We start from the raw sequence: 24,060 nt of genomic DNA, 5'->3' as shown, positions 1-24,060 counted from the left end.
ATTTACACGATATGATGTAAAAAAGCTGCCAAGTCCACGATGAAACTTGGCAACTTCTTTATTGGTAATGTTTTGTAATCTAATATAGCAATGAACTTACAAATATTAGATGGAGCGTAAGAACATCACTACGGCATCACGGTCTGCCTTTGGCAAGTTGTAGAATTTCACTGCAGTGTTGTATGCCTGGCTGTTCTTGCTGTAGCAATGCCACATGATAGCCTCTACCTCGTTGCGAGCACGAGCATCGTGCAAGCGATCCTCGGCACCACTGTTAATCTGTGAGAGACCGCGTCCCCAAAGTGGAGTGGTACGGCACCATGAACCATGAATGTCGTTGATCATATCCAACTTGTGCTGGATAAAGTCTGAATATGGATAAATCTTCTGTCCAGGGTAATGTGGAAGGTCCTTGCCTTCGATAATCTTTGAGCGACCATAGTTGTCTGGACCAGTGGTCCAAGACTGCTTGTGACAATTGGTGCAACCCATGCTCATGAATAGTTCCTTACCACGCTGTACACTAGGATTGTTCAAGTTGCGAGCACGTGGTACGGCGATACCTCTATGCCAAACGATGAAAGAGTGATATTGATCGTCTGTCATCTCAGGCTTGAAGTTGTAGTACTTGTTGTCGTAGAGGTTGACGTTGTCATCTGGTGAGAGCAAGTAAGCCAATGCCTCCTTGATACCTTCTCTTGTACCGTCATAATAATATGGATGCAAGCGTGAGGAAGGATTCTTACCTTCAGCCATCACCTTGTCGATGACGTCTTTATTCTCTGACATGGCTTTAGCCCAGGCAGGTGTAGAACAAATATGCTTGATGTCAGAGCGTAAGATGTTCAACTCATCCCAAAGAGCTACGTCGTTCTGGAGGCATCCCTCCAAGAGGTCATAGTTGAAACGCTTCACGAATTTCTTTCCAAAAGCATCCTCTGCATAGGCATTGTCCTTCAACTTCTTGGCATTGTTGTCCCAAAACTCTGGGTTCAACTCTGCGTGCTCACTCTCAGCCTTGTATTGAGCCTCAATGTCCTCATTGGAGAGGGCATCGATCAAACCCAAACCTTGGAAGTTGCAAGATGCGATGAGGCGAACGGCATAATTGGTAGGTTGAGGATCTACATTGAAGGCATCCTGTGGAATGGATACCTCTGGATAATGCAATGAGAAAGTTTCTCCATCTGGGAATCTCATGGCAAGTCCACTTGGCATAGAGGTTACGTCTTTCCAAGTGATGGTAACCTTGTCTGGATTCAATGGTGGCAAGAATGGGGATTCTGCCATCGTCATGGTAAATGTGGTGAGCTGGTCGATTGGTTCACCATTGTTACTGCCTGGTGCGTCTGGGTAATAGACAGATACGATGTAGCCATTGCCCATCACTGGCTTGAAGTCGCTGCGGCTGTGACCATGAGCATAACCACCTGCGTGACAGTACTCGCATGCACGGCGAGAGGCGCAAGGCCCCCATCCTTTGTAAGGGTCATTGCTCAGTGTGTATGGCGTACTTGCCATCAAATCGCCTTGGTTGAAACGTGCTGTAAAACCTTGATCGGTAACTGCTGGGGTTTCATCCTCATAACAGTTGGAGGATACGTTATCTGTAGTTCCCAGTTTACCACCTGGATACCACTCCTCGGCGGTAAAACCATCCTGTGCCTTGCCTACATAGTTGGCATCCGACTCCATAGGGTTGTCGGGCTCTTGTGGGTTGCTGTTCTCATCGGAGCATGAGCCTAATAGTAAGGCGGAACTCATCAAAAACACACTTGTCTTCAAAAATTGATTCATAAATGTTTCTATTTTTATTTGTTGATTTTTTATCCTTATTAGAAGGGTTGTTCAATATGATAAAGGGGCAGAGCGAATCTTTGCGATTCACTTTGTCCTTTATCTTGTTGATTCATATATTTCTTGCGGAATAGTTTTTCAAGAAATTGTTTTATGAAATGTAGCTTGCAGAATATTAGATAGACTGCAGGAACTTAACCACTGCATCACGGTCAGTCTTCGATGCCTTGTAGAAGTTGAGGGCAGACTGATAGGCGTGACTATTCTTACTATAGCAGTGCCACATGATGGCCTCTACTTCATTGCGAGCACGGCAGTCGTGCAGACGGTCTTCAGCTCCGGTACACATACGTGACAGTCCGCGTCCCCACAAAGGAGTGGTGCGGCACCATGAACCATGGATGTCGTTCTTCATGTACAACTTGTGTTGCAGCATATCAGAGTATGGATAGATGGTCTGGTTCTTATAGCGTGGCAATGGTTTGCCGGCTATCATGTTAGGAGTCCAGTAGTTGTCATCGCCTGTCTTCCATGATGGGCGGTGGCAGCTGGCGCAGCCCCACTCCATGAAGAGCTTCTTGCCGCGCTGTACGTCCTTGTCGTTCAGGTTGCGTGCACGCGGAATGGCCAGACCTCTGTGCCATACCATGAAGTCGTAGAAGTTGTTGGCTGTCATCTCGGGCTGGAACTTGTGCCATTGGTTGTCGAACTGGTTGGTGGAAGGCAACAGCAGGTTGTAGACTGCCTCTTTGATGCCCGCATCAGTACCGTCGGCATAATAGGGTGACTGTGGGTTTGCCTTGATTTTGGCAATCACCTCTGGGTCTTCCGACATCGCCTTTGCCCATGCTTTTGTAGAGTAGAGCTTGGGGCGGTCTGGACGGCTCACATTGGTGATGTTCCAGATGGCATTGGCGCCAGGACCGTCCTGCAGAGAGGCACGTGTCAGGGCATAGGTGAATCGCCTGATGGCCTTGTATACGCCCGTTTTGCCTTCGCCGCCATCGGCAAACTGGCCGTCAGTGCCCCAGGTAGAGTAGTAGGCACCGGCTGCCATCTTTTCGCCAGCAGCATCCCAGAACTTAGGGTTGAGATGCTCTGATATGTCCATACCGGCACTCTTGAAGTAAGCTGCCTCAGAGGCATACTGCTTCTCGATTTCCTCCTGTGGAATAGCGTCAAGCAGACCTGTGCCAATCACACCGATGGTAGACTCTAAGCGCACGGCGATGTTGGATGGAACAGGGTTGGTATGGAAGGCTTCTGAAGGAATGGTCACCTCAGGATAGATGAGGTCGAAGGTCTCGCCATCGGCAGGGAACTTCATGGCCAGTCCGCTCTCCATAGCGCTTACGTGCTCCCACTGAATCTTGATCTTATCGGCCTCAATAGGAGCCTTGAAGGGGTCGGCAGCGCCTGTCTGGGGCATACCTGTCACCTCGCCGATATAGTTTCCGTCGTTGCTTCCTGGTGCGTCGGGTGTGTAGATGGCCATCAGGTAGCCGTTACCGTTGCCATAGGCGATGGCATAGCTGTCCTGTCGCATGCCGTGTCCGTAGCTTGGGTGGCAGTCGAGGCACGACTTGCGCAGATAGGCAGGACCTACGCCCTTGAAGGCACCATTGTCGATGGTGTACTGGCGCTCGAAGAACATCTCGCCCGTCTTGAAATTGTCGTGCAGTCCCTGCTCGTTGACGGCAGGAGCTTCGTCCTCATAGCAGCCGGAGTTGACATTCTCGGTGGTTCCCAGCTCGCCACCAGGATACCATTCCTCGGCGGTAAAACCATCCTGTGCCTTGCCTACATAGTTGGCATCCGATTCCATAGGGTTGTCGGGCTTTTGTGGGTTGCTGTTCTCATCGGAGCAGCTGTTCATTAACATCATGGCCAATGCCGCAGCAAATGACCATACCAAATAATGTTTCTTTTTCATAATGCACCTTTTTTGGATAAAGTTTATCTTGCGCACAACGTAGCCTTGTGCACAATGACTCAAGGCTACGTATATGTTATCGTTTATCTTCTTAACTTCCTAATGACTTTACTGAGCTTTCTGGAGGTTGATCCAAGTACCCGCTTTGTTGAGCTCGTCATCGAGATCCTTGATCTTGTCGATGGCATTCTTTACCGCTACAGAACCTGGATTTGCCTTAAAGTAACCCTGTGCAGCTGTTGCGTCGTCGAGTGACTTCAGGGCTGCGGTCAGTGCATTCTGCAGTTTGCTCAAGTCAGGATAGTTGAGGCTTGAGAGAAGCGACATGATAGAGTTGGCTGCTGGAGAGGTGGCGTTGACGTCGCGTGTGCCATAGAGTGTGTTCTTGATAGAGTAGAGGTTGTCCTTGTAGTCTACGAAAGAACGATGGCTGTATGGCGACTCGATGTATTCTTTTGACTCAGCCTCACCGTCTTCGGTTGTTCCGCCCAGGTTGTTGCATACACGCCATGCCTGACCGAGTTTCTGCTCCTGTACCTCGTTGCAGATGTTGGAGCAACCGCCTACGAAGATCTGGTTGATGGTGCCTGGCCAAGACTGATAGCCTGTGGTCTGTGCAGGGGTGAGCAGATACTGACCGTAGCACATGGTGCCTTTGGATGCGACGAAGCCATTATGGCGCATGCTTGAGAATACGTAGCTGTTGTCCTGGAGCACCTGCTTGGTGTCGTTGCTGGCAGCGTCGCCCATCCATGTGAACTCCAGCATGGCTGTCATGTTCTTCACATCGCCAGCCACAGCAGCGAGGAATGCCAATTCGTCGATGCCCTTTACTGAGGTCATGCCTTCTTCTGTCTCATTGGCCTTGAAAGCATCAACTGTGCGGTTCTGACCCTCACGGAAGAGGACGAACTCCATACCATGGAAGCCCAATACAGACTGGAACTGCTCGTTCTTGTCGGAAACGAACTTCTCTGGAGTATCGCTCTTGAAGCCTTCAATGAGGCTGGCATTGGTCAAAGCAGAAACTAACTGATTGTGGTCGAGTGGCCAGGAGTCGATGTGTGGGTCGATATTGTTGTCGGTAGCTGAACCATACAAGAATGCCTCGCTGCGCTCCCACTCACGGCGTGCGTTCTTGAAAGCCTCGCAGGCAGCGTCAATCTGGCTCTGTGTCATGGTGCCAGCCTCTGCTGCCTTGTAGAGCGTTGTGCAGGTGGTGTAAAGTTCGCGTGAGTTCTTTGCTAAAGCCTGGTAAGTGGGGTAAACCACATTCTCGACGTAAGCCTTGGTGGTTTTCTGCATCGCGAGATCAGACGAGTTGATGGTTGTTGTAGCCTGACCTACGTCAGGCAGATCGAAAGTTGTGTCGTCATCGTTGCCGCATGATGCAAAGCAGAGTGCCAAGCCACCCATCATGAATGACAAGGCCAATTTCTGAATTTTTTTCATTTGTTTATGTTATTATTATTAATGAATGTATACTTCTCTAACTTCTTTAACTTCCCCATTTGCGAAAGTTGTGTATGTTTTTTTAGATCGAAATCCTCATTCTGCGATTACAGGAAGAAACCCTGGTAGGCGACGCCGATGTTGAGGGCAGGCTCGTCGTTGTACTGGCTTCTGAACTTGCGCAGGTTGTACTCTGCTTTCACGCAGATTTGCTTGATGGGGTAGTAGTTGATACCGCCAGCGAAGATCTGTCGCTTGGTGTACTGCTTGGTGGTGTTGTTGAGATAAGAGTCGTAATACTCGTAGTGACCGAAGACATACAGTTTCTGGTTATCGGCACGCAACTTCTCTATCTGTGAGAATACATCGTAGCCTACCTCAAACATGGTGGCGATGGCATGGCTTCCGAAAGCCTGGTTGGTCTCGTAAGGCTTCACATACTGCACGCCAGGCTTTACCAGCTTGCTGATGGCAGCGGCATCGCTCACGTAGCCATAGTCTACATTGCCACGTGCCATCCAGTTGTGGGCCTTGTAGGTGAAGTCGAGTGCTCCGAGGAAGATGTTGCCCTTCAGCTTCTTGTTGTTGCCTTTCTCCATATCGTGGGGCACACTGTTGTGCATAGATTGTCCGAAATAGCCACTCAAACCGATGCGCAGCCCAGGGATGGTGTAGTTGTCGACACGGGCAGAAAAGCCATATTTGTTGGCTGTTTCAAACTCGAAAGGCTTCGTGGTGCCAGGCTTGATCCAGTTGAGCGAACTAAACTGATAGGCATCAAGTCCAGCAAGGAACTGGGCTTCGTAGCGGAAGTCGCCATGACGTCCCCACACTGAAACTCCCGTCTGATGCCAAGTGCAAGGCAGAATGGTGTTCTCGCCCTCAGGACGGTATACGGTGAAGAAGTTGAGGGGTTCGTGATAAGCATTGGTCAGGCCTACAGGCACTACGATGTGTCCGGCACGGATGTTGAGGAACTTGCCAAATGATTTCTGAATCCAGAACTGTTCCAACTCTACCTCACCGCCTTTCTCCTGCTCCTGTTCAAACTCGATAGCCTCCTCTGCCTCATATTCGATGGCAGAACCTGTGCCTCCGTGCTCAAACTCGATCTCAGTGCCGAATGTCCAGCCCTTGCCAAAGTCGTAGCCTAAATAGATGACTGCATGAGGAATGTCGAATCGTCCATGGCTGGGGTCGTCCTTATGGAGCGAGGCTGAACTGTATCGGTTGCCGCTGTCGCTGTAGAAGTTACGGCTGAAAGCCACTTCGCCATAGCCGCCTATGCTGAGGCGCTTTCCGTTGGCATGTTGCATCACACTGTCGGCTGCAACTACTTGTGCGTTGGCGCTTGCCAACCCTGCAACCAACGCAGCGGACATCAATCCAATTCTTAAAATGTTCATTTTTAAATGTTATCTTTTTTTTATCCTAAAATAAAAGAAAAGAGCGCGGATGTCTGCTTGCGGTCTCGACACTTTAGAGGCTTAGTATCTCCTTAAAGCCCTGAAGCTTGATAAGGAATTACGCAGCTCTGCCGCTCGGGAGTGGCAATCATCACCGCGCTCTTTCTCGATTTCGGGTGCAAAGGTACGGGGTTTTAAAAAATCTTGCAATACTTAAAAGTTGGTAAACTGTCGCATCCCCATTTTTAGGTATTGCAAGTTTCAGATGTTTTTTGTAATTTTGCAGCGGAAACAAAAACATGATGAATGTCCGCTCTTAAACGTACATGATTTAGGTCTAAAAAGTATACAACAACGATGAAAAATCAAAAGATGTATGAAGCTGATGACAAGATGATCAGCATTATTCGCGATAATTACAACATCCTTCAGAGCTTGGGTAGTTTCGGTATCAATCTGGGCTTTGGTGATAAAACGGTGAGAGAGGTTTGCGAGGAACAGGCGGTGGATACTTATACTTTTTTGGCGGTGGTGAACTTCACCATCAACGGCTATAAGGAGTACGACAATGCCTCGCGCCTGTCGTTGCCTACATTGCTGCATTATCTCAAGGCATCGCATGCTTACTACATTGATTTTCAGTTGCCTTTCATCCGCAAAGAGTTGGTGGAGGCGCTTGACGAGAACGACAATCTGGCCCGACTTATTCTCAAACTATACGATGAGTATGCGCACAGCATCACCAATCATATGAAGTATGAGGAAAAAACCGTCTTCCCTTACGTGCAGTCGCTTATCGACGGTACAGCACCAGCTAACTTCGACATCGAGACGTTCTCTAAGCATCACGTGCAGATAGACCTGAAACTGAAAGAGTTGAAGAATATCATCATCAAGTATTTGCCTTCTGACGGATTGCACAACAATCAGCTTAGCGCCACACTTTACGACATATATAATAACGAGGAATGGCTCAACCAGCATTCGCAGGTAGAGGAGGAAATCTTCATTCCTGCCGTGCGCAACGAGGAACGAAAGCTGAAACAAAGTGATGTGAGTGTTAAAATATCCAATATGATCAACCAGACACCGCAGAGCGATGAGCAGTTGAGCGACCGCGAGAAAGACGTCATCGTGGCTTTGGTACAGGGCATGACCAACAAGGAGATTGCCGACCATCTGTTTATCTCCATCAACACGGTGATTACTCATCGCCGCAACATAGCCCGTAAGCTGCAGATTCATTCACCTGCCGGTCTTACTATCTATGCTATCGTCAACAATCTGGTGGATATTTCGAGTGTAAAATTATAAGCTGGCATCATATCTTGTTGATGTCCACATAGCCATGCATCACGGCATAGATAGTAAGTGAGGAGACCGACTTCAGTCCTAATTTCTCCTGAATGTTCTTGCGGTGCGTGATTACGGTAGAGAGGCCGATACACAAAGTATCGGCTATTTCTTTGTTTATTTTGCCTTGTGCCACGAGTGCCAACACCTCGGTCTCGCGGTCGGAAAGAACTTTCTCCTTGACGGTTACGGGCATGGCAGGGAGGTGTTCGCCATGAGGATGACCTATCTTCTGAAGGGCAAGCAGATGTTTTACAAGTGTTTCTTCGGGCACACTCACGCAGAGACAATGGAAATCGTTGAGCTGTGAGTTGGGGTCGTTGCTGGGCGTGAGCACGATGGTGTGGTGTGCTCGCTGTCCCTGTACGAAGAAGTTACGGTGCGCCAGTACAATGTGCATGGACACAAAGTAATGGATGAAGCGGTCAGGATTGTTGAACTCAAACTCAGCAAAGCTGCCGAAGGTGCAAATATTCATCATCGGCATAACGGTTTCCAATAATTGCTTGAGTCCCATCATGGCGAGTGTGTTGTTCTCGATGATAGCCATTTCGGGCATCCTGCCTTGCATCCTGTCGTCCTTATGCAGGGCTCTCATTGCTTCTTCGTTCATGATTTCTATTTTTTGTTTTAATCTAAAGTTATTCGAGGAGTTGTGGAGATGTTGCGGAAGTTAATGTTCAATGTTCAAAACAAATGCTTTATAGTCTTCTGCTTCTTAGCAATAAAGCATATGTCTTAACTCCTTAACTCCCTTAAACTCCTGTAAATCTCCTGTTTATAAGAACGGTGTCAGTACCTTGGCGGCAAACCACCCTCTGAATCTCTGCCAGCCAGTTCGCCACTCGTGCCACTTCTTCTCGGTGAGCAGGAAACTGTCAGCCTTGTCCTTGTCGAAGAGGTCGGTGAGCTGCTTGGTGGTCTGTGGGTCAATGATGACAGCATTCTCCTCGTAGTCCCAGCGCAGGCTTCGGGCATTGAGGTTGGCGCTTCCCACCGTGCAGAATTTACCGTCCACCATGATAATCTTGGTGTGATGGAATCCTGGTGTGTACATCCAGATGTGGCATCCTGCTTTCATCAGCTTGTGCGCATTGTAGAATCCACAGTCGGGCGTCAGGGGAATGTCGCTCTTGGTGGAGAGCATGATTTCCACTTTCACGCCTCGCTTGGCTGCATTCTTGAGTGCCTTCTTCAGTTTGTGACTCAGGGTGAAGTAGGGACTGATGAGCTTGATGCTGTCCTGTGCATCGTTGATGGCGTTGACATAGAAGTAACGTATGATGTCCTTCGAAATGTGTGGCTCGCGGTTGATGATGCCCACCATCTTGTGATAAGCCGTGGCTGTGGTGTCGGGCTTGAGTCCGTCTACCAGATAGTCCTGACGTTTGGCACGGAAGTATTCTGCGCCATGTATATGCTGTCCGCTCACCTTGTTCCACATTTTCAGGAAGATGGCCTGCAGCGTGTTCACCTCGTCACCGTCGATGCGGCAGTGCATGTCGTTCCAGGAACCCACAACCTCTGTTCCCTTGATGTAATAGTCGGCCACGTTCATACCGCCTGTATAGGCTATTTGTCCGTCGATGACAACAATCTTGCGGTGGTCGCGGTTGAAGATGGCGTGAACCCAGGGAAACTTCACTGGTTTGTATTCATAAATCTCTATGCCGTTGGCACGAATCTCCTTGATGTGTCGTTTGCGTAAAGGTTTGTTGTTGGATGAGTTACCGAAACCATCATAGAGGGCTCTAACCTTGACTCCCTGCTTTGCTTTCTCAGCAAGCAGGTCGAAGAGTAAGCCGGCGATGCTGTCGTTGCGGAAGTTGAAATACTCTAAGTGCACACTTTTCTTTGCCTGGCGGATGGCCTGGAACAGATCGTCGAACTTCTCCTGACCGTTCATCAGGAGCGTGACGGAGTTGTTGTGGGAGAAACGAATTCCCTTCTCCCTCAATTGTTTGACAATGACCGAGTCGCTACTCTCTATCGTGTGATGATTGTCGGCAAGCAGTAAACTGTCTTGTGCGCTACACAGCGAGGAGAACAGCATGATGCTTGCAGTTAATAACAGGTATCTGAGTCTCATTCTGAAATATTGATGTTGTTTCCTCTCTTTTTTACACCATGCAGGCATAGTGGTCAACGATGCCCAGAAGATGTTTCTCGTCGTCCATCACCAATACGGTGTGTACCTTGTATTGGTGCATGATGTGCTGTATCTCTGTAATCTTGGTGGTTGGCGCCACGTGTTTGGGAGATGTCGTCATGATGTCGCTCACAGTCTTGTTGAAGAACTCTGCCTGCCATTTCTCCATGGCACGACGTATGTCGCCATCAGTGATAAGTCCGATGACACGGTTTTCCTTGTCTATCGATACGCCCAGTCCCAATTTTCCCTTGCTCACATGAATGATGGCCTCGCCCAAGTGCATGTCTTTAGGAATGATAGGCAGGTCTTCCTTCTTCATCACGTCCTCGGCTGTGGTGAGCAGGCGCTTGCCCAACTCTCCACCAGGGTGGAACTGTGCAAAGTCGCGTGGTTTGAAATGGCGTACCTGCATCAGCGCAATGGCTAAGGCGTCGCCCATGGCAAGTGCGGCTGTGGTGCTGCTTGTAGGAGCGAGGTTGAGCGGGCAGGCTTCCTTTTTCACCTTCACCGTGATGTGGTAGTTGGAGTATTTTGCCAACAGCGAGTGGGGATTGCCTGTCATCGAGATGATAGGTACGTTCATGTGGAGCACCATGGGAATGAATCGCAGCAACTCGTCGGTCTGACCGCTGTTGCTTAGCGCCAGAACCACGTCCTTATCAGTCATCACACCCAGGTCGCCGTGATAAACGTCGAGTGGATTAATGTAGAAGGCAGGAGTTCCTGTCGATGCCAGGGTGGCAGCGATCTTGGCTCCTACGTGTCCACTCTTTCCTACACCGGTCACAATGATTTTTCCTTCGCAGTGGTACATCAGGTCGACAGCCTTCTCGAAGTTGTCGTCCAACAATGCTATTTGGTCTAATATGGCTTCGGCCTCTTCGCGCAGAGCCTCTTCGCCATAGTGACGGATAGTCTTGTCCTCTATATGTTTGTTTTTTTCTGTCATGATTTATAAATACTTAAACTGAAAAGATATAGCTGCTAAGCCAATAAGTCAGCGATTAATACTTCAAGTTTGTCGAGTTCCAACATGTTGGCAGCATCGCTTTTCCCGTTGTCCGGGTCGGGATGAACCTCGAAGAAATAGCCTGTGGCTCCGAAAGCCTTTGCAGCCATGGCCATTGCAGGAACGAACTTGCGGTCGCCTACTGTTTTTCCGTTGCCTGCACTGGGGCGCTGTACGCTGTGTGTGCAGTCCATGATGACTGTGGGCACAATCTCTTTCATGTCGGGAATGTTGCGGAAGTCAACTACCAGGTTGTTGTAGCCGAAACTGTTGCCTCGCTCTGTGAGCCATACTTCCTTGGCACCGCTCTCCAGGGCTTTCTCTACAGGATATTTCATATCTCTGCCACTGAGGAACTGTGCTTTCTTTATGTTTACCGTCTTACCTGTATGGGCAGCAGCCACCAAGAGATCGGTCTGTCGGCACAGAAAGGCTGGTATCTGCAGTATGTCGCACACCTGTCCTGCTGCTTCTGCCTGATAACTCTCGTGAATATCGGTCGTGATGCGTAGACCGTATTTCGATTTGATGTCTGCAAGCATCTGCAGTCCTTTCTCCAGTCCAGGACCACGGAAGGAATGGATGCTTGTACGGTTGGCTTTGTCGAACGAAGCCTTGAATATGATGTCTGTACCCAATTTCTGGTTGATGCGTACGAGTTGCTGGGCTACTGTGTCTAACAGTTCCATTGATTCGATGACGCAAGGACCTGCAATGAATGTTGCCATATAGTTGTTTCTTTTTAAGTGTTAAATACTCAATGTTGGGTGTGAATTGTTTAATGCTCGATGTTAAGTGCTCAGTACTTATGCTTTCGCATTCAGTGCCGATTCTGCTGCATTGGTTTCTTCGGCTGATGCGGTTTTGATAGTTATCTCGCGCTGAGGGAATGGAATCTCGATGTTGTGTTCGTTGAGTGTATCGTAGATGCATTCCATAATCTTGCCGTCGTCCACATACTGTGTGAGTACATTCACCCAGATCAGAATCTTGAGTGTGATGCAACTGTCGTCGAAGCTTTTCAGCACGACTTTGACACCCTTCTCATGATAGATACAGTCGAGCTGGTTCAAGGCATCGATAAGAATCTGCTTCACATGTTTCACATTGGTGCCATAAGCCACGCCAACCTCTAAGACGTCGAGCTCATAACCATGGTTTCGGGTCATGTTCTTGTAGTTCTTCGAGAAGAGCTGTGCGTTCTGGAAGGCAATCACCGAACCGTCGGTAGCTTCGAGCATGGTCGATGTGTAGCTGATGCTGCTCACTCGTCCGCGCGTGCCGTCGCAGATGATATAGTCGCCCACCTTCACACGTCCCATCATCAGTGAGACTCCATAGTAGATATTTTCCAAAATGTCCTTGGATGCAAAACCCAGACCCGTGGACAAACCGGCAAAGATAGCCAAGAGCCATGACTTGCCAACCTGGAAGACGTTGAGGGCAACCATTAGCCAAATGCCCCAGATGATAACCTGCAGCACGTTCTTAAACATCACAATCTTGCTGGCTGCCGAGGCAGGGTCTTGCTTCTCGAAGTGATGGCGCATCAGATCGTTGGTGGTGATGTTGATATAGTTGAACAGGAAGAACAGGCAAGCCACAAGGCTGATGCTAAAGAGCGAGGCTGTGAAGTTGCTGGTTCTGATGTATTCCTTGTTGAAAATCATCCATGTGGTGTCGCTCATGTTGAATACGTCGGCTGCCCAATAGATGGCCACGATAAACGACAAGACACTTCCTGCAGGAATCAGCACCTTGTTGATAAACCGGAAAATCCATTTGTCGGTAATAGGCTTCTGCTTCAGGTTCTTGCGCTCTGCATAGACTTCCATCCAGTCTTTCAGACAGGTGATGCTCAGAATACAGGTGAGTTGCATCATCCACCAGATGATGATCTGCACCGACAGCAGGGTGAAGCCTATCCATGAACAGAAGGTACTGGCGGCAAAGACACAGAGCGAGATGTAGGCATACATCTTGTCCTCTCTCGGTACCAGCTTACTGTGGCGCTTGATGACGTTTGCTTGCCACAGCGAACAGACGAGCAGGATAGGGGGAAAAATGAAGTTGACCAGGCTGTTGGGTATCAAGATGATTCGGAACGTGATGACGAGGAAGCCCACCAGCATCAGGGGAGAATAGATGCGGAAGGCGCTCTTTATCTGGTCGTTGCCCACGCGGAGCAAGAGTGAAATCAGAATCACGCCTATGAGCCATGCAAACTCTACGAGCAGGCCGCATGCCATGATAACGAAGTTCTGATGAGCTGTAATGCGTATGATGCCCAAGAGAATGGCAAAGGTCACGACCGTCATCGCCATAATGATGCAGGTACGTTTGGCCATGAAGTTGTCCTTGATGCTCTCAAAACGACCTCGTTTCACCAATTGTGTCACCACGATGCGGATGGTAAAAAGGTTGAGGGCAATAGAGACAATGCCATAAAAAATGATGATGCTGAAGAGGATGAAGATGATTCTCACGTCCCATTGTGACATCATGCCTGGAGCTGGTCTGTATTTCTCTGCCACCGATGTCTTGGCTTCCCTGTAATGGTTGCTAACATGCCGCAGGATAGTGAGATAGTTGTCGCCACCATTGTTGAAGATGCTGTTCTGTATCTCGGCATATCGTTGGTTGGCATAGTCGTTGAGCGACTTCAGTTTTCTCTCGGTTATGTCGTAGGCTCTTATATAGTCCTGCAACTGTTGCTGTCGCTCTATTAATTGTCGGCGGATGTTCACTGCCAAGGTGAGGTTTACGTTGCGGTTGAGTTGTGCCTCCTTGCTCATGAACATCGTATTCATGTTGTACAGATAGTTGATGAGCGAGTCAAATCGCGCCACCTCTATATTATTCTTATTGATGAGTCCTCTGAACGGTGCCGCCTTCGACTTGAACTTATCAAACTGCTCAGTAGCTTCGTGGCAGGCGTATGTCAGGTCGAAGATGTAACCGTTGCGCTGCGAGTAGAGCATGATGGAGTTCTGGTCGGCTTGTGCCATGATGGTCATCAGTTCCTTGATGATTTGCTGCTGTTGCTGCTTGGCATATTCGTTCTGCTTCTCAAAGTCGAGATGATAGCTCGTCAACTCAGTACGGAGCATGAAGAGCGTTGTGTCGAGGTTGGCCTCTTTGAGCACGGCATGGCTGGGCAGCAGGAATGCCACCCACATCAGGATGATTATCGATAATTTCTTCATATAGTCTTCTTTATTCGTCTGCAAAGTTAAGCAAAAATGAAGAAAGAAGCAAAAAGATAATTCCTTTTTTACGATTTTCGATACGATATGTTGTTTTTCCCGTTAAATTTATTACTTTTGCAGATACGATTTAACACTTAACATTTAAACACATTATATGACAACACTCATAGCTGACAGCGGAAGCACCAAGACAGATTGGGCACTTGTGGATGATACTGGGCAAATTCTGTTCACCGGCAAGACACAGGGCATCAATCCTTTCCATCTCTCCGATGATGACATCTGGAAAATTCTTGCCGAGGAACTCACTTTACCTGAAGTACCGGCACGTGTGTTCTTTTATGGTAGTGGTGTTACCGAATCTATGAAGCCGCGCATGGAGCATCTGTTGTTCCAACAATTTCCACAAGCAGAGGTTCATGCCGAGAGCGATTTGTTGGGTGCAGCCCGAGCCTTGTTGGGACGACGTTCAGGCATAGCCTGTATCTTAGGCACAGGCGCCAACAGCTGTCTCTATGATGGCGAACAGATTCTTCTCAACACTCCTCCGCTGGGTTACATTCTTGGCGATGAGGGTAGTGGGGCTGTCTTGGGTAAGATGTTTCTCAATGGCATCTTCAAGGGTGCCCTGCCCGAGAGTCTGAAGCAGGAATATCTCTCTTGGTCGGGACTCGATTATCCCTCTATTATAAATAAGGTGTATCGTCAGCCTCTTGCCAACCGATACTTGGCTTCCATCGCTCCTTTCATTTCTATGCAGATGAAAAGGGTAGAAGAGGCAGCCGCCTCAGACAACAGTTGCCAGCATGCAGAAGTTTTGAGCCAGTACACAGAAACATTGCGTCTTCATGCCGAGGCTTTGCATCAAATGGTGGTCGAAGCCTTCGAACAGTTCTATCAGCGCAACATCACACCTTATCTTTCGTCTGTCGATTCTTCTCAAAACGCATCATCGCTCTCTGTTGCTTTTGTGGGAAGCATAGCCCACTACTTCGAGCAACCGCTTCGACAAGTCTTCGAACAACATCATCACCTTACAGTCTCTCAGATACTGAAGGCGCCCATGAAAGGATTAGTGAGTTATCATCTACATTAAATGTAAATAAAGCCCAGATTATGGGCTTTTATTGTTAATATACCATGCAAAAATAACATTTCGTACATATCAAATTAACCAAATGGTACACTGGGGTTTGTAAAAACACGCTAATTTTGCCATCGTACTGCTCTCAGCGTTGAGACCATCAAGAAGTTGGTGGAAAAGAACAAGCAAACGCAGGGAACTAAGTAAAAGATGATAAAAAAAAGGGGATTCCGGCTTATTGTACGTATTATTAGCATTGAAGGTGAGAATCCCGCTTTTAAGGAAAAAAAATCGGGATACCTTCTTCTCGCCAACGGAAACGGAGGATGGGAAGAAGGTTCTCATGTATAAGACAATAACAAAAAACAAAATATCAATGGCAAGTGTAAAAGAAAAAATAGCGTATGCGCTGGGTGATGCCGCTGCTGGTGGTATCGTATGGAAGGTCATGTCTATCGCCTTTCCTTTGTTTTTCACCAATGTATTCGGCCTCACATTCGCTGATGCGGCAGTACTGATGTTGGTTGCTCGTATGTTTGATGTCGTGACTGATCCTCTGATGGGAAGTTTAGCCGATCGAACTCAGAGTCGTTGGGGAACTTATCGTCCCTGGCTTATCTTCGGAGCCATACCTTTCGGTCTTATTTTTGCCCTGCTGCTTTATACTCCCGACTTAGGTCCAATGGGCAAGCGAGTATATGCCTATACTTTATATTTGCTCATGATGGCAGTTTACACGATGGTCAATGTGCCTTATGGCTCACTGCTTGGTGTGATGACCGAAGATGACAACGAAAAGAACCAGTTCTCATCTTTTCGTATGGTAGGAGCCTATGCTATGGGTTTTGCCACTCTGCTCTCATTCCCTTATCTGCAGAAGATGGTGGGTGGAAGTGATGCTCATCAGTATGCAGTCATAGGAGCCATGCTTGGTGTGGTGGCAGCAGTGATGACGCTTATCTGCGGACTCCTTACCAAGGAGCGACTCAAGCCCAAACGTGCAGAGAAGTTCTCATTCCGTCAGTTTGCTGATCTTGTGCACAACAAGGCTTGGCTGTATATGACAGCTATAGCTGTATGTACTAATTTCTTCAATGGTTTCCGTTATGCAGTGGCTGGCTATATGTTTGAGTATTGTCTGCATGGCAATGTAACCATAGAAGGACTCATTATCAACTATACTGTGTTTATGGCATTCGGTGAGGTAACCTGTATGATCTTTGGTGGACTATCACCAGTCTTTACTAAGACTGTAGGTTCTAAGCGTATGGCCTTTTTCTGGTCAGCATTGTTGTGTCTTGTCCTTTCTATTGCTTTCTTCTTTATTCCTATGAGTCCTGATTATATCTGGGTGATGATAGCTTTGGTGATACTCACCTCCATAGGTATCGGTATCTATTCACCATTGATGTGGTCGATGTATGCTGATGTGGCTGATTATCATACTGAGCATTTCGGAACCTCAGCTACAGGATTGATATTCTCCTCGGGTACGATGTCGCAGAAGTTTGGTACCGCTATCTCTGGTTCACTCATCGCTCTTTTCTTGGGTTGGGCTGGAGCCAATATGATAACAGACAAGATGGGAAATACTGTCATCGATCCTACTTCCATCACCGACTCTGTGCTTATGATGGTTTGGTCGCTCTTCTCTCTCTTCCCTGCTGTTATTGCCTTCTTGCTGATGGTATTGTCGTATAAATTTCCTATTAAGAAATAAAACGATGAACGATATGATGAATTTGAAGCAAACCATGCAGGATGTTCTTGAGCAGAACATCCTGTAATATTGGATAGACCATAAAATAATTCAGGCTCACTCTGATTGATAGGGTGAGCCTGAATTGTATTATAACTTCTGAACATGTGAAACTTGAATGTTATAATCGTAGTTTTTACCAAAATTTCTTTTGTTCTTCCGACCATTCGAAGCCTTGTGTTGCCATTTTGGCTTCCAGTTCTTTTCTGTCAACATTGAAGTGATAACAAATCTGGTCAAGTGTTTCGAATTCGTGATCTCGAAGCAAAAAATTAATGGCACTCACAAGCATGGGAATGTCATTGAGAGGTAATTTATCCATTTTCTTAAGTGTTTAATGTGTTGTGTCTAATGTTTATTTCAGTTCCTCTGACAGGAAGCGTGGAGTATATCCTTTCTTGCTCTTAGCCACTTTCTCGGGAGTGCCGGCACAAAGTAATGTTCCTCCGCCACGGCCTCCTTCGGGGCCCATGTCAATGATGTAGTCTGCCAATTTGATAACATCGAGATTGTGCTCAATGATGATGACCGTGTTGCCGCGGTCTACCAATTTCTGCAGTACATTCATCAAGATACGAATATCTTCGAAGTGAAGGCCTGTGGTAGGCTCGTCAAGAATATAGAGTGTCTTGCCTGTGTCACGTTTTGACAACTCTGTAGCCAACTTGACTCGCTGACTCTCACCGCCTGAGAGGGTGGTGGAGCTTTGTCCTAATTTGATATATCCTAATCCTACGTCTTGTAAAGCCTTAATCTTCTGCAATATCTGTGGTACGGCCTCGAAGAACTCTACAGCCTGGTTGATGGTCATGTCGAGTACATCGGCGATACTCTTTCCTTTATAGCGAACCTCCAATGTCTCACGGTTGTATCGTTTGCCGTGGCAAACCTCACAGGGAACGTACACATCCGGCAAGAAGTTCATTTCTATCGTCTTGTAACCATTGCCGCCACAGGCTTCGCATCGTCCACCTTTTACATTGAAGGAGAAACGCCCTGGTTTATATCCTCTTATCTTGGCCTCGGGCAGTCCTACGAAAAGCGAGCGTATGTCGCTGAACACGCCTGTATAGGTAGCTGGATTGCTGCGTGGGGTTCGTCCTATGGGGCTTTGGTCTACATTTACCACCTTGTCAATATTCTCGATACCCTCAATGCTGTCGTAAGGCATGGGCTGTTTGAGCGAGCGATAGAAGTAATGGGATAGGATGGGCTGCAGTGTCTCATTGATGAGTGTTGACTTGCCAGAACCGCTTACGCCTGTTACGACAATCAGATTGCCCAAAGGAAATTCTACGTCTACATTTTTCAGGTTGTTGCCCTTGGCACCATGTATGATGATGCTCTTGCCGTTACCCTTACGACGATGGGCAGGCAACTCGATAGCCATTTCGTGGTTGAGATATTGTGCAGTAATGGTATGGGTCTTGAGCATCTGTGCAGGAGTGCCCTGGAAGACCACCTCGCCTCCTTTGCGACCAGCCTTAGGACCGATATCTACAATATAGTCGGCAGCCAGCATCATGTCGCGGTCGTGCTCTACCACAATGACGGTATTTCCCAAGTCACGCAATTCTTTCAGACTGTTGATGAGTCTTTCGTTATCGCGTTGGTGAAGACCTATACTTGGCTCATCGAGGATATAGAGCACATTGACCAATTGGCTTCCAATCTGTGTGGCAAGACGTATACGCTGACTTTCACCTCCCGAGAGAGAAGCCGACTGACGGTTGAGTGACAGATAGTTGAGTCCTACGTCAAGAAGAAAGGTGACACGTGAGCGCAGTTCTTTGATAATCTCATGAGCCACTTTGGCCTTCATAGGTGGCAGGTGCGTCTCTACTTGGTCGAGCCAGTCGCGCAGTTCATCTATGTCGAGGTTAGCTACTTCTGATATGTTTTTGTCCCATATCCTGAAAGAGAGCGACTCGCGTTTGAGTCGTTGTCCCTTACATTCAGGACATACAACGGTGGATATAAACTGGTCAGCCCACTTTTTTCCAGCCGAGCTGTCGTCGTTCTCCATCACCATGCGCAGGTATTCGGTCACACCTTCGTAATCGCAGAAATAGTCGGAGGAGGTATGTACCTTCTCCTTGGCAATTTTTACCTTCTCGAGTGAGCCGTTCAGTATTTCCTGCATGGCATCGTCAGGAATATCCTTGATAGGTGTCTTTAGTTTGAGATCATACTTGTCGAGTACAGCCTCAATCTGCCAGAATATCATCTGATTCTTGTATTTGCCTAATGGTGCAATGCCACCTTCGTAGATGCTCAGGCTGTTGTCGGGAATCACCTTCTCCATGTCTATTTGGTCTACCTTGCCTAATCCCTTGCAGTGGGGGCAGGCACCTTCGGGCGAGTTGAATGAGAACATATTGGGCGCAGAATCCTGATATGCTATACCCGTGATGGGGTCCATAAGTCGCTTGGAGAAATTCTTTGCCTCGAGTGTGTCTTTGTCTATGACCATCACCATGCCTTCTCCCTGTTTCATAGCAGTAGCTACGCTTTTGCGCAATCGTTCCTCGTCTTCAGCTCTGACGGCAAGTTTGTCTATGACGACTTCTATGTTGTGATTCTTATATCGGTCGACCTTCATGCCTCGTGTGAGTTCGAGTATCTCTCCGTCTACGCGGATATTGAGATAGCCCTTGCGCCTCATGCTTTCGAAAAGCTCACGATAGTGTCCTTTGCGCTGTCGCACTAAAGGGGCAAGCAGGAAGATTCGTCTCCCTGCATAGTGGTTGAGTATCATATCGATGACTTGCTCCTCAGTGTATTTCACCATTTCCTCACCGCTCTGGTAGCTGTAGGCTGTTCCTGCACGAGCATATAGCAGACGCAGATAGTCGTATATTTCGGTTGTGGTACCTACCGTGGAACGTGGATTTTTGTTGGTGGTCTTCTGTTCGATACTGATGACAGGGCTAAGACCAGTAATCTTGTCTACATCGGGTCGCTCCATGCTGCCTAAGAAGTTACGGGCATAGGCAGAGAAAGTCTCTATATAGCGACGCTGACCTTCGGCGAATATTGTGTCGAAGGCCAAGGATGACTTGCCCGATCCTGATAGACCAGTGATGACGGTGAGTGAGTTGCGGGGAATCTCTACGTCTATATTCTTGAGGTTATGAACGCGGGCTCCCCACACATTTATCTTTTCTTCTTCTGATTGCATTATTGTCCTGAATTCGTTTGGTTTTCGATGTAACCTCTCAGCAGGTTGACATCACGCTTGATATTGTATTCTTTTCCATCGGCTCCTTTTGCCTTGACAAGGCAGAAGTAGACTCCATCCTTAACCGGCTTGCCCTTGTAGGTGCCATCCCAACCGTCGGCAGGGTCGCGCCATTCGAAAAGTTTTTGTCCCCAGCGGTTGAAGATGTAGCCATGAAACTCTATAAGACTTTGATATCCCGATTTGGCTTTATAGATGTCATTGATACCGTCTCCATTGGGACTGAAGGCATTGGGCATCTGTAGCTGACTTTCTGAGATGGTGACCGTAACGGGAGAATCGTCGGTAAGAAACTCCTGCACCTCGCCATCTTTCGTAAACTTTGCGTAGAGCACGATACGATGAGTTCCGCTCTGAGTAAACTCGAGTTCGGTGTCCTGCTCATACCTTATTATATAGGGAGTCTCCTCGGTATCGTGATAGATGCGCCATTCGTAATAGCCATCCCAGCCAGTCGTGTTCTCGGGGTTGGCCACACATGATGCTTTGACAGGGGCTGAGCCCGTATAGGCAAGGTCAGTACTTGTCTCTCCTTCACTGTTGGTGAACGTCACAACTGGATTGACGGTTGGATAGTCGTCTGCCCAGAGTGTTATGACCGGCACGAGGAGTGCCCATAACAGAAATGTGTATCGGGTGTTCAATCTCATATCTTAAATGTCGTTTTTGCCTTGTGAGGCGTTATTTTGTGCAAAGATACTAAAAAGATGAGACATGAATATGGCTGGTTGAGAGTTTTTTTGTATTTTTGCACATGAATAACCAAAATATCGACGTTATGAGACTAAAATTAAGATATCTGTTGCTCGTTTTGGGCTTGATGTTGAGTTCTGTCATGTTGGCGCAGAGCATTAAATGGCGCGACATCTATACGGTGAAGAAGAAGGATACCATCTTCAGTATTGCCAAGAAGTATGGATTGAGTCTGCCAGAACTGATGGATGCCAATCCAGAGATGAAACAGGAAGGATATGTATTGAAGAAGGGTGATACCCTCTTTATTCCTTACGAAAAAAACACCCAGGTGACTCAGACAGTTGCTGCTGGTAAGAACTTGAAAGCTGCCCAGCAGGTAACTGTTGCCCAAACCGCAAGTACTGTGAAGGTAGGGGTTATGTTGCCTCTTCATGATGTAGATGGCGATGGCAGACGAATGGTGGAGTATTATCGAGGCATCCTGATGGCTTGTGAAACATTGAAGCAGAAGGGCATTTCTACAGATATACATGCCTGGAACGTGCCTATTGATGCCGATATCCGTACCACGCTTTTACAGGAAGGTGCCAACAAGTGCGATGTGATATTCGGCCCTCTCTATTCCAAGCAGGTGAGTGCGTTGGCAGGATTCTGTAAGACCTATGGCATCAAGATGGTGATACCTTTCTCAATAACTGGCGATGATGTGGAGCGCAACAAGGAAATATTCCAAGTATATCAGAGCCCGGAGCAGCTCAATGAGGCTACTATCCAGGCTTTCCTGAAACGTTTCCCAAGTGCCCATCCCATCTTCGTAGACTGTAATGACAGTACTTCACGTAAGGGAAACTTCACTTTCGGACTTCGTAAAGAACTGGAACGCAGAAAGATAAACTACAGCATTACCAATGTGAACAGCTCGATCGATCAGTTTGCCAAGGCTTTTGCCCCTTCAGTCCGCAATGTGGTGGTACTCAATACTGGACGTTCGCCACAGCTTACAGCCGTACTCAACAAGTTGGATGAACTGGATGCTAAATATCCAGGAGCCGTGGTGTCGCTCTTCGGTTATACAGAGTGGCTGATGTATGCCAAGTACAATCTCGACCGTTTCTATAAGTACGATACATACATTCCTTCTACTTTCTACTATAATGCCAATTCTGCACGTACTTTGCAGTTGGAGCGCAACTACAGCCAGTGGTTCCATGTGCCAATGATGATAGCACAGCCAAGCTTTGCTCTGACGGGTTACGACCATGCTATGTACTTCATACAGGGCATCAAGAAACAAGGTAGAAACTTTGTAGGAAATGGCAGTATAGTGGGTGAGCAGCCTGTACAGACTCCACTTCGTTTCGTAAAAACTGCCAAGGGAGGTTATCGCAATCAGTTGTTGCAGTTGATACACTATACCTTCAATAGACAGATTGAGGCTGTGACATATTGATGAAGTCGCTTGTTGGCAAGTGAAAATAGACATGAACAGAAGAAATAAAGACCAATGAACATAAAACATATAATAGCGGTTGTGGCACTGAGTGTCTGCAGTCTTACAACGGTTCAGGCACAGATAGGTGAGCATCGTAGCGATTTTGCCATAGGTGCAAATGGTGGCTATGTGCTCAGCAAGGTGGGCTTTACTCCTACGGTGCAGCAAAAACAGCATGGCGGTATAACGGGCGGAGTGTCTTTGCGCTACGTATGCGAAAAATACTTCAAGACCATTTGCTCGGTTTATGCCGAGGTGAATTATGCCAAGGTGGGATGGACAGAAGACATACTTGACATAGAAAACAATGCCGTGCTGATCAGTGGAACGGGTGAGGCGCTGAAATATCAGCGTGATATTACTTATATACAGATACCAGTCTTCGCTCATCTGGCATGGGGAAGGGAGGAGCGTGGCTTCAACTTCTTTGTCAATTTAGGTCCGCAGATTGGAATTTATCTGAATGAAAGTACCACGACCAACTTCGATGAGACAACACCAACCGAAAACGACCGGGTAAGCAATATCACTGCTCAGTACGATATGCCTGTAGAAAAGAAACTCGATTATGGAATCGCTGCAGGTGCAGGTATGGAATACAGTATTCCCAAGGTGGGACATTTCCTGCTCGAAGGCCGTTACTATTATGGTTTAGGCAATATCTATGGTTCTTCCAAGAAGGATTACTTCGGAAAAAGTAACTTCGGACAGATAGTTGTAAAGGCTTCTTATCTCTTTGATATCACTCGTACCAAGAACGTGAAGAGAAAGTAACTTTCTTTTGTCGGAAAGCAGCTCTTAAGTGTTACTTTAAGGGCAGAACTATCCTTCTGGTGATGGTTATGGAAAAATTAGTAATAATATAAAATGAGTACAACAGAAAAAATTCAGATGAAATTGAGCGACTCTGCGTCCGCTCGCTGGACAGCCCTCTTCATTGTGAGCGTCACGATGATGTTCGGTTACTTTTTTACAGATGTAATGTCTCCACTTGAGCCTCTCTTGACAGCAGCCAAGGGGGCAGAGAACGGTCTCGGACTCGGATGGAGTTCGGATGAGTATGGCTTCTTCTCAGGTGCCTACGGATACTTCAATGTGTTCCTCCTGCTCCTCTTCTTCGGTGGTCTTATCCTCGATAAGTTCGGTATCCGTTTTACTGGTGTCCTCTCTACCGTCCTGATGTTTGGTGGAGCCTTGTTGAAATGGTATGCTGTAGGTCATGAGTTTGCCGGATTTGTAGCAGTACCATTCTTTGGTACTTATAGTACACAGGTAGTGATAGCCGCTCTTGGTTTCGCCATCTACGGCGTGGGCTGCGAAATCTGTGGTATCACAGTGAGCAAGGTCATTGTGAAACAGGGCGGACGCATCAAAATGCGTTCGCCTCCAAAAGTTTTGACAGGTAATTTTCGTCCCAGCCAGCTTTCATTCTTTTTAAGTTGATACTTCCCTTGATCGTTTTATCCTTTTTAAGGAT

17 protein-coding genes and 1 pseudogene are annotated in these 24,060 nt (G+C 47.5%); 6 read left to right on the top strand and 12 right to left on the bottom strand.

Annotated elements, in window-relative coordinates:
• Nucleotides 1-105 precede the first annotated feature (105 nt).
• From P3T48_RS11220 to P3T48_RS11205, 4 genes are all read right to left on the bottom strand, one after another.
• Entirely contained in the window at nt 106-1,797 is a 1,692-nt protein-coding gene (locus P3T48_RS11220) for a di-heme oxidoredictase family protein (protein WP_276506747.1), read from the bottom strand.
• Nucleotides 1,798-1,972: 175 nt separating this feature from the next.
• Nucleotides 1,973-3,730: a di-heme oxidoredictase family protein gene (locus P3T48_RS11215; RefSeq protein ID WP_276506746.1), complete on the bottom strand. Its 1,758-nt coding sequence runs from the start codon at nt 3,728-3,730 to the stop codon at nt 1,973-1,975.
• A gap of 108 nt (nt 3,731-3,838) precedes the next feature.
• The gene (locus P3T48_RS11210; RefSeq protein WP_276506745.1) at nt 3,839-5,182 is read right to left on the bottom strand and encodes an imelysin family protein; all 1,344 of its coding nucleotides are present in this window, start codon (nt 5,180-5,182) and stop codon (nt 3,839-3,841) included.
• Between the two features lie 107 nt (nt 5,183-5,289).
• Entirely contained in the window at nt 5,290-6,588 is a 1,299-nt protein-coding gene (locus tag P3T48_RS11205) for a putative porin (RefSeq protein ID WP_276506744.1), read from the bottom strand.
• A gap of 357 nt (nt 6,589-6,945) precedes the next feature.
• On the opposite strand from P3T48_RS11205, the gene P3T48_RS11200 reads away from it, so the two are divergent.
• Nucleotides 6,946-7,902 carry a LuxR C-terminal-related transcriptional regulator gene (locus P3T48_RS11200; RefSeq protein ID WP_276506743.1) on the top strand — a complete coding sequence of 319 codons (957 nt, stop codon included), beginning with the start codon at nt 6,946-6,948 and terminating at the stop codon, nt 7,900-7,902.
• Between the two features lie 7 nt (nt 7,903-7,909).
• Here the strand turns inward: P3T48_RS11200 and P3T48_RS11195 are convergent, their stop codons facing one another.
• The 5 genes from P3T48_RS11195 to P3T48_RS11175 all read right to left on the bottom strand — a co-directional run bounded on the left by P3T48_RS11195 (nt 7,910) and on the right by P3T48_RS11175 (nt 14,308).
• Nucleotides 7,910-8,554 carry a response regulator transcription factor gene (locus P3T48_RS11195; protein WP_276506742.1) on the bottom strand — a complete coding sequence of 215 codons (645 nt, stop codon included), beginning with the start codon at nt 8,552-8,554 and terminating at the stop codon, nt 7,910-7,912.
• Between the two features lie 165 nt (nt 8,555-8,719).
• Nucleotides 8,720-10,030, bottom strand: coding sequence for a cardiolipin synthase (gene cls, locus P3T48_RS11190; RefSeq protein ID WP_276506741.1), 1,311 nt, complete (start codon nt 10,028-10,030; stop codon nt 8,720-8,722).
• 31 nt (nt 10,031-10,061) lie between these two features.
• On the bottom strand, nt 10,062-11,042 hold the full coding sequence (locus P3T48_RS11185) for a KpsF/GutQ family sugar-phosphate isomerase (RefSeq protein ID WP_276506740.1): 981 nt from the start codon (nt 11,040-11,042) through the stop codon (nt 10,062-10,064).
• Nucleotides 11,043-11,077: 35 nt separating this feature from the next.
• Complete coding sequence (gene kdsA / locus P3T48_RS11180) at nt 11,078-11,830, bottom strand: 3-deoxy-8-phosphooctulonate synthase (RefSeq protein ID WP_022251912.1); 753 nt, start codon at nt 11,828-11,830, stop codon at nt 11,078-11,080.
• A gap of 78 nt (nt 11,831-11,908) precedes the next feature.
• Nucleotides 11,909-14,308, bottom strand: a complete 2,400-nt coding sequence (locus P3T48_RS11175; RefSeq protein ID WP_276506739.1) for a mechanosensitive ion channel family protein — start codon at nt 14,306-14,308, stop codon at nt 11,909-11,911.
• A 157-nt stretch (nt 14,309-14,465) separates the two neighbouring features.
• On the opposite strand from P3T48_RS11175, the gene P3T48_RS11170 reads away from it, so the two are divergent.
• Together P3T48_RS11170 and P3T48_RS11165 are read left to right on the top strand one after the other, a co-directional pair.
• On the top strand, nt 14,466-15,407 hold the full coding sequence (locus P3T48_RS11170; protein WP_276506738.1) for an ATPase: 942 nt from the start codon (nt 14,466-14,468) through the stop codon (nt 15,405-15,407).
• A 364-nt stretch (nt 15,408-15,771) separates the two neighbouring features.
• Nucleotides 15,772-17,115, top strand: a complete 1,344-nt coding sequence (locus P3T48_RS11165) for an MFS transporter (protein WP_276506737.1) — start codon at nt 15,772-15,774, stop codon at nt 17,113-17,115.
• Between the two features lie 175 nt (nt 17,116-17,290).
• Here P3T48_RS11165 and P3T48_RS11160 read toward each other — a convergent pair whose 3' ends face one another.
• Genes P3T48_RS11160 through P3T48_RS11150 form a run of 3 tightly spaced genes read right to left on the bottom strand, consistent with a single transcriptional unit; the run spans nt 17,291 to nt 21,045 of the window.
• Nucleotides 17,291-17,476: a DUF4250 domain-containing protein gene (locus P3T48_RS11160; protein WP_022251908.1), complete on the bottom strand. Its 186-nt coding sequence runs from the start codon at nt 17,474-17,476 to the stop codon at nt 17,291-17,293.
• A 33-nt stretch (nt 17,477-17,509) separates the two neighbouring features.
• Nucleotides 17,510-20,335 (bottom strand): excinuclease ABC subunit UvrA, encoded by a 2,826-nt coding sequence (gene uvrA, locus P3T48_RS11155; protein WP_276506736.1) that lies wholly within the window; start codon nt 20,333-20,335, stop codon nt 17,510-17,512.
• On the bottom strand, nt 20,335-21,045 hold the full coding sequence (locus P3T48_RS11150) for a T9SS type B sorting domain-containing protein (RefSeq protein WP_276506734.1): 711 nt from the start codon (nt 21,043-21,045) through the stop codon (nt 20,335-20,337). Before P3T48_RS11150 ends, uvrA begins: the two co-directional genes overlap by 1 nt.
• Nucleotides 21,046-21,173: 128 nt before the next feature.
• On the opposite strand from P3T48_RS11150, the gene P3T48_RS11145 reads away from it, so the two are divergent.
• The 3 genes and pseudogenes from P3T48_RS11145 to P3T48_RS11135 all read left to right on the top strand — a co-directional run.
• Nucleotides 21,174-22,541: an amino acid ABC transporter substrate-binding protein gene (locus P3T48_RS11145; RefSeq protein WP_276506733.1), complete on the top strand. Its 1,368-nt coding sequence runs from the start codon at nt 21,174-21,176 to the stop codon at nt 22,539-22,541.
• Nucleotides 22,542-22,595: 54 nt separating this feature from the next.
• Nucleotides 22,596-23,357: a porin family protein gene (locus P3T48_RS11140; RefSeq protein ID WP_276506732.1), complete on the top strand. Its 762-nt coding sequence runs from the start codon at nt 22,596-22,598 to the stop codon at nt 23,355-23,357.
• Between the two features lie 93 nt (nt 23,358-23,450).
• A pseudogene (locus P3T48_RS11135) lies at nt 23,451-23,939 on the top strand (MFS transporter); the annotation flags it as partial.
• Between the last annotated feature and the right edge of the window lie 121 nt (nt 23,940-24,060).

This window comes from Segatella intestinalis, from assembly GCF_029348455.1.
In the GTDB taxonomy this organism is placed as follows: domain Bacteria; phylum Bacteroidota; class Bacteroidia; order Bacteroidales; family Bacteroidaceae; genus Prevotella.
The sequence above is the reverse complement of the archived record's forward strand: the minus strand, read 5'-3'. Positions and strand labels throughout refer to the sequence as shown.

Coding starts and splice junctions, on each gene's coding strand:
- P3T48_RS11220 (WP_276506747.1), bottom strand. CDS start 1,797: ATGAATCAATTTTTGAAGACAAGTGTGTTTTTGATGAGTTCCGCCTTA.
- P3T48_RS11215 (WP_276506746.1), bottom strand. CDS start 3,730: ATGAAAAAGAAACATTATTTGGTATGGTCATTTGCTGCGGCATTGGCC.
- P3T48_RS11210 (WP_276506745.1), bottom strand. CDS start 5,182: ATGAAAAAAATTCAGAAATTGGCCTTGTCATTCATGATGGGTGGCTTG.
- P3T48_RS11205 (WP_276506744.1), bottom strand. CDS start 6,588: ATGAACATTTTAAGAATTGGATTGATGTCCGCTGCGTTGGTTGCAGGG.
- P3T48_RS11200 (WP_276506743.1), top strand. CDS start 6,946: ATGAAAAATCAAAAGATGTATGAAGCTGATGACAAGATGATCAGCATT.
- P3T48_RS11195 (WP_276506742.1), bottom strand. CDS start 8,554: ATGAACGAAGAAGCAATGAGAGCCCTGCATAAGGACGACAGGATGCAA.
- cls (WP_276506741.1), bottom strand. CDS start 10,030: ATGAGACTCAGATACCTGTTATTAACTGCAAGCATCATGCTGTTCTCC.
- P3T48_RS11185 (WP_276506740.1), bottom strand. CDS start 11,042: ATGACAGAAAAAAACAAACATATAGAGGACAAGACTATCCGTCACTAT.
- kdsA (WP_022251912.1), bottom strand. CDS start 11,830: ATGGCAACATTCATTGCAGGTCCTTGCGTCATCGAATCAATGGAACTG.
- P3T48_RS11175 (WP_276506739.1), bottom strand. CDS start 14,308: ATGAAGAAATTATCGATAATCATCCTGATGTGGGTGGCATTCCTGCTG.
- P3T48_RS11170 (WP_276506738.1), top strand. CDS start 14,466: ATGACAACACTCATAGCTGACAGCGGAAGCACCAAGACAGATTGGGCA.
- P3T48_RS11165 (WP_276506737.1), top strand. CDS start 15,772: ATGGCAAGTGTAAAAGAAAAAATAGCGTATGCGCTGGGTGATGCCGCT.
- P3T48_RS11160 (WP_022251908.1), bottom strand. CDS start 17,476: ATGGATAAATTACCTCTCAATGACATTCCCATGCTTGTGAGTGCCATT.
- uvrA (WP_276506736.1), bottom strand. CDS start 20,335: ATGCAATCAGAAGAAGAAAAGATAAATGTGTGGGGAGCCCGCGTTCAT.
- P3T48_RS11150 (WP_276506734.1), bottom strand. CDS start 21,045: ATGAGATTGAACACCCGATACACATTTCTGTTATGGGCACTCCTCGTG.
- P3T48_RS11145 (WP_276506733.1), top strand. CDS start 21,174: ATGAGACTAAAATTAAGATATCTGTTGCTCGTTTTGGGCTTGATGTTG.
- P3T48_RS11140 (WP_276506732.1), top strand. CDS start 22,596: ATGAACATAAAACATATAATAGCGGTTGTGGCACTGAGTGTCTGCAGT.